Below are 6,450 nucleotides of genomic sequence, written 5' to 3' on the forward strand. Positions count from 1 at the left end.
CGAATATAAAATGTATTTTTTGTAAGCCTTTTGGCATTTGTCATAAGTGTATCATTTTTATACGGTTGTGTCAAGGGCATTTTATTATCGGTAAAATATAAATTTATAGCCGTTTTTCAGGTCGATATGGGCCGTATGGCTACAGATATAACAAAGAGAAAAAGCTGTTAGAGTTAGATGGGCAAGAGGCAAAAGTTGTTAAGCTTATTTATACAATGTTTCTTTGCGATAAGAGCATCCGTAGCATTACTGAATATCTTACGCGCAAAGGTTACAGAAACAGAAAAGGTAATATTTTTACTACCAAGCTGATTGGCGATATCCTTAAAAACAGAATGTATACCGGAAAGCTTATTTGGAATGTTCATCATTACGATAAGACGCAGAAAACAAAGAAAGGTTACAGATATATTAAGAATCCGCCAGAGAAAATCATAATCGCACAGGGTAAGCATCAACCTATAATTTCAGAAGAAGATTTTGAACTTGTGCAGAAGAAGTTAGCTGAGAGAAGAGTGGAGAGAAAAAAGAAGGCAAGCGATTATCCTTTATCCGGTATTCTTTATTGCGCTAAATGTAATCATAGGTATTTAGGCTTAACCTCTATTTCTAACCACCGTACAGGTGTGAAGAAAAGATGGTACCGTTGCATGGGGCCTTACAGAAGTTTTATCAGATATAAAAACAAAAGTGTCAAAGCGATTGAACTAGAAACAGAAGTTGCAGAGATTTTAGAGACGCTACTTAAAAACGACAAGCTAAAAACAAGCCGATGGATGAACGTGACTGCGCCAAATTTTCCTGTTTTTGTAGAAAGCGCAAAAACTGACCTTGAAAAGGTCAAAAATAGGCTTGAAACTAACCTTAAAAAGCAGTCAAAATTGACCGACGCCTATTTGGAAAATTTGCTGAGCGAAGAATTGTATAAACAGAAGAACGAAAGCCTAAGACAGGAGGATTATTGCTTTACAAGAAGTTAGAGATATTGAAAGGGAGCGCTCAAAAGACTATCTGGGCAGAGTAGAGGAGTTTATTTCCGGCTACGACCCAAACAAAAAAGAGATAGATTCTTTGACTAAAAAGCTAATGCTAAATCTGCTTTTTAAAAACATCAAAATCGTCCGCAAAAAAGTTTTTTCTTTTGAATTTTTTGCCCCCTTTAATTTTTTATTTTTTGAGGAAAAACAAAAATGCCAAATCAAGAACCTAAAAAGAGTTGCAAATTTTTTGCCCCCAAAGTCTTTATCCGGACTTACGGTTGCCAGATGAATGTGGCGGATTCGGATTCCATCGTAGGGTGCCTCTTGAATAATGGTTACATACAATGCGAAAAACCTGAAGATGCTAATCTTATTGTGGTAAATACATGCACTGTAAGACAACACGCAGAAGATCGCGTGCTTTCATATATAGGAAGATTAAGAAAATTAAAAATCAAAAATCAAAAATCAAAAATTATTGTGCTGGGATGTGTTGCCTCGCGATTAAAAGATACCTTAAAAAAGCAATTCCCATTTGTTGATGAAGTTATTCCTGCATACGATATACAAAAATTCCCACAACTATTTGGCTTTTCTAACTACCTAACCACCTATCCACCTATCCACTTGTCTTCTTTTGTTCCTATCTCTCGCGGATGCTCTAATTATTGCTCATACTGTGTGGTTCCGTTTGTGCGTGGTGAAGAAATATCAAGACCTTTTAATGAGATAATTTCAGATATTAAAAAATTAATAAATTCGGGAAGAAAAGAAATAACACTACTCGGCCAGAATGTAAATTCCTATTGTAGCCGAGCATTCAGTCCCAACGACACTGAAGCCCATAAAGGGCTGAAGTGTCGTCTACAAGGGACTTCATGCTCGGAAATAGATTTTGCAGATTTATTAAGGGAAGCAAATGAAATCTCGGAAATTGAAAAAGTAGATTTTTTAACAAGTCATCCAAAGGATTTCACAGATAAAATTATTGATGCAATTTTACAATGTAAAAAAGTATCACGAATTATTCATCTGCCGGTTCAATCCGGTTCTAACAGGATTTTGGAACTAATGAACCGCGGATATACCGCAGATTATTATTTAGCGCTTATTCAAAAAATCAGACAAAAAATACCGAAAGTTAGTTTTACAACAGATATTATCGTTGGGTTCCCGACGGAAACAGAAGCAGATTTTTGTCAAACCTTAAAACTCATAAACGAAGTTGGTTTTGTTTCTGCATTTACATTCAAGTATTCACCGAGAGAAAACACAAAAGCATTTTCTATATCTGACGATGTCCCGCTTGAAATAAAGAAAGCACGACTCCAAAAATTAAACATTTTAATTCAGAACATTAGAACATTAGAACATCAGAACAGCATTTGTTATGTCTAAACTTACACCGTTAATGGCTCAATATCAGCGAATAAAAGCAAGTCATAAAGATTCTATTCTATTTTTTCGGCTGGGCGATTTTTATGAGATGTTTTATGACGATGCTAAAATTACCTCTAAGGTTCTACGGCTTACACTTACCGCTCGCCAAAATGCGCCGATGTGTGGAATCCCGTATCACTCTTATAAATACTATGTTGCCCGTCTAATAAAAGAGGGCTACAGCGTTGCAATCTGCGAGCAGATGGAAGATCCATCAAAAGTGAAAAGATTGGTCAAACGAGAGGTTGTACGAGTAATTACATCTGGAACCGTTTTAGAAGATAATCTTTTAGAGGCAAAAACGAATAATTTTTTATGTGCAATTTATTTAACCGGAACAAATCTTTCAGTTGCATTTGTTGATATTTCAACCGGCGATTTTTTTTATCAGACAATTGATGACAACCTGCAATACAGGAAATTAAACCTTCAACTTGCAAGATTCACGCCAGCTGAAATAATACTTCCAAAATCAGAACAAGGAAACGATAATCTGATAAAAGCGATAAGAAAAGAAAAAACAGTTTTAAATTTTATAGAAAACATATTTTTTTCGCCAGAAATTGCTGATGAAAAATTATCAAAATTTGAAATGGCAGATGCAGAAAATGATAATGCCAAAATTGTTTGCACGGCAATTATTTCTTACATAGAAAAAACTCAATCAAGCGTTATAGTTAACTTAAAAAAAATAAGAAAAATTTCACAGACCGATTCTATGGTGCTGGATGAACTGGCAATAAAAAACCTTGAACTTGTAGAGGGTATTTCATCAAGAACACGAAGTGGCTCGCTGTTTGAGATAATGGATAAAACAACTACAGCAATGGGCGGCCGGCTTTTAAGAAAGTCCATTTTAGAACCGCTTTTAAACATAAAAACTATTTCTGATAGATACGATGCGGCTGACTTTTTTATCACAAACGGCCTTCTGCGGTTAGAAATCAGGGAAATATTAAAAAACTGTCAGGATATAGAACGGCTGTTGTCAAAAATTTCAGCACAGACGGCAAATGCACGAGATTTAGTTGCGTTAAAAAAAAGTTTAATGCTAATACCTCAAATCAAAAATAAAATTCAGGATGCATTAAACCCGTCGGTATTTCTTGGAAGTTCTGAACTTATCAAAAGTTATCTTACCGATTTACAACCGGTAGATGATATTGTTGAACTTATTAAAAAAGCAATTGTTGAAGAACCACCGGCAACAATCAAAGAAGGCGGGATTATTAAAGATGGTTATACCGCTGAACTGGATGAATTAAAGTTTATCTCAAGAAACGCAAAGGACTGGATTGCTAAATTTGAGCTGACAGAAAAACAACGAACACAAATCCAATCGCTGAAAGTCAGGTATAATTCTGTTTTTGGCTATTATATAGAAGTGACAAAACCAAATCTTGATAAGGTGCCAGCAGATTATATACGGAAACAAACTATTACAACTGGTGAACGATTTATCACTGAAGAATTAAAACAGAAAGAGTCAATGATTTTAGGTGCACAGGAAAAAATAAATGCGATTGAGTATGAGATATTCTTAAAAATTAGAGAAGCAATCCTACAAAAAATAACAGTAATTCAGGATAACGCAAAAGCGCTCGCAGGGCTTGATTTGTTTACAGCACTCGCAGAACTTGCAGTAGCAAATAATTATGTCAGACCTAAAATTACAACAAACACAATACTAAAAATTATTGACGGCAGACATCCTGTTATAGAAAAACTACTCATAACAAGCGGTGGTCGGGACAGCGGGCTGACTGGAACAACACAGTTCGTACCAAATGATATTCTGCTTGATGATAAAAAAAGAATCGCTATAATCACAGGACCCAATATGTCAGGTAAATCTACATACATCCGCCAGACCGCATTGATAATTGTGATGGCACAGATGGGCAGTTTTGTGCCAGCTAAAGAAGCGGAAATCGGTATTGTAGATGCGATTTTTACACGAATCGGCGCATCAGACCGTCTGACAGCGGGCGAGTCAACCTTTATGGTTGAGATGAAAGAGGTTGCAAATATCTTAAATAATGCAACCCCAAAAAGTTTTATACTGTTAGATGAAGTCGGTCGCGGAACTTCTACATTTGATGGAATATCTATCGCATGGGCAACGGTTGAACATCTGAAACCACGCGGTGCCAAGGTGCTTTTTGCAACACATTATTTTGAACTAACAGAATTGTCAAATATCCATGATGAAATCGTCAATCTGAATGTGGAAGTCAAAGAATGGAAAGATGATGTCCTTTTTCTTCATAAAATTGTTGACGGCTCCGCAGATAAAAGTTATGGGATACATGTTGCCAAACTTGCAGGACTGCCTGAAAAGGTTATATCACGTGCTGAAGAACTGCTTTTATTTTTTGAAAAAAACTATAACCGCGAAAACGCTAAACAGCCGGAACTGTTCAATTTCCAGTCGCCTGATAACCAAATTTTAGCAAAATCACCTGTGCTTGATGAGATAGAAAAAACTAATCCTGATGAATTATCACCAAAAGATGCATTAGAAAAAATTTACGGCTGGAAAAAATGCCTGACAAAATCCAAAAAATAAAATCAAAAAAAGGACTTGACAAAATGCATATTTTTTGTTATACTTTTGCCCGAGGTTAAAAACGATGTTTGATAATGTTGTCATTGCGAGTGAAACGAAGCAATCCTATCGGGATGTCATTTCGTGCTTTTGTCTGTCATTCCCGAATGCCCCAATCAGGAATCCATCTGTGGATAACTCAGAAATTTTCGGGGGGGGGGGACTATAATTTAAAATTTAAAATTAAAAATGAAAAATTAGAAATTGAAATAAAGAAATTTGTAAAAGCAGAGCATACCTCTGCTTTTTCTTTTGTAAAATTCAATTAGTCCAAATGGTCTAATTGAAAAAATGCTCGTCGGTAATTTTTGGTTTTTCAATGTAAGTAAATGTTCAAAACCAATTTTTTCTTAATTCTCAATTCTTAATTCTTAATTCTATGGTGTTAAGGGGGGTGATAAAAAATGGTAAAAAGATTTAAAACCCATTCAGAACGGGTTGCAAAAGTAAAGGTTTTGTTGAAAGGTTCAAAAGGGTTGTCAACCGATTTAAAACCTGTTGACAGCAAACTCAAAGACATGGAGAAAGAACTTGAGACATACATAGATGCGGATGCAAAACAGGAATTAGCAAAATCAGAATTGAACCTTGCAACACGGGCACTCAATAAATCAGCAGAAAAGATTGACAACCTTTATCGCAGCATTGTTGATTTCGCATATTCTATGTATGGCAAAAAAGGAAGCGAGTTAAAGAAACTTGGACTTGAACCCTGGGAAACTGGAAAAAGGCAACGAAAAAGTGGGCAGGGATAAGTTAGAAGTATAAAACCATCTGGGATAAGTGTGAAATTGCCCGGGATAAGTGTACTTTGGCTTAGTATAAGTCTGAAATGGCTTAGTATAAGTATACTTTTGAATTTTACACTTATACTTTTGTAAAGTACACTTATACCTTGGTCTGGTATACTTCTACTTTTGCCTTTTATAAGAAAAAGGCGGAACAAATAAAGATGCTACTTCTTTAAGATACTTTCCCTCATTCTGTCCACATTTTTTCTAATTTTATTCTTGGAGGATAATAACATGATTAAAAAAATTTTATTTATTTGTTTCTATTTTTTAATTGGTTGTGCTACAAAACCACAAATTAAAACCTTTTATAATTGTGCTTTTTCTCCTAATTTAGATTATTCAAAGAACTATCGTACAATAGTTTTACCAGTAACTACAGAAGTTGTACAAAATATTGATTCAAATTTAATCAATGTGTTGTATAATTTTACATCTTTAAAACTTCTAAGAATAGGTAAATTTTCACTAATTGAACGGATGAAAGTAGAAAAACTCATCAAATGTCAAGTGCAACCTAAAAGTATACCACTGTTGCAACTTAAAAGTATACCACCCTGTCATTAGTCTTTGTCCTCTTTAAGCAATTCTTTTTTCCTGTCTTTCAACCTGTACGACTCGCCTTTTATGT

Annotated in this window: 5 protein-coding genes; all 5 read left to right on the forward strand. The window is 35.0% G+C overall.

The window, feature by feature from the left end; all coding sequences use genetic code 11:
- Positions 1-164 precede the first annotated feature (164 nt).
- The gene (locus AB1349_12360; GenBank protein MEW6558121.1) at positions 165-980 is read left to right on the forward strand and encodes a recombinase family protein; all 816 of its coding nucleotides are present in this window, start codon (positions 165-167) and stop codon (positions 978-980) included.
- Between the two features lie 210 nt (positions 981-1,190).
- Positions 1,191-2,378, forward strand: a complete 1,188-nt coding sequence (locus AB1349_12365; protein ID MEW6558122.1) for a MiaB/RimO family radical SAM methylthiotransferase — start codon at positions 1,191-1,193, stop codon at positions 2,376-2,378.
- On the forward strand, positions 2,371-4,989 hold the full coding sequence (mutS, locus tag AB1349_12370; protein MEW6558123.1) for a DNA mismatch repair protein MutS: 2,619 nt from the start codon (positions 2,371-2,373) through the stop codon (positions 4,987-4,989). Before AB1349_12365 ends, mutS begins: the two co-directional genes overlap by 8 nt.
- A 443-nt stretch (positions 4,990-5,432) precedes the next feature.
- On the forward strand, positions 5,433-5,783 hold the full coding sequence (locus AB1349_12375; protein MEW6558124.1) for a hypothetical protein: 351 nt from the start codon (positions 5,433-5,435) through the stop codon (positions 5,781-5,783).
- Positions 5,784-6,053: 270 nt separating this feature from the next.
- Positions 6,054-6,386 (forward strand): hypothetical protein, encoded by a 333-nt coding sequence (locus AB1349_12380; protein ID MEW6558125.1) that lies wholly within the window; start codon positions 6,054-6,056, stop codon positions 6,384-6,386.
- Positions 6,387-6,450 lie beyond the last annotated feature (64 nt).

Source organism: Elusimicrobiota bacterium (assembly GCA_040757695.1).
In the GTDB taxonomy this organism is placed as follows: domain Bacteria; phylum Elusimicrobiota; class UBA8919; order UBA8919; family UBA8919; genus JBFLWK01.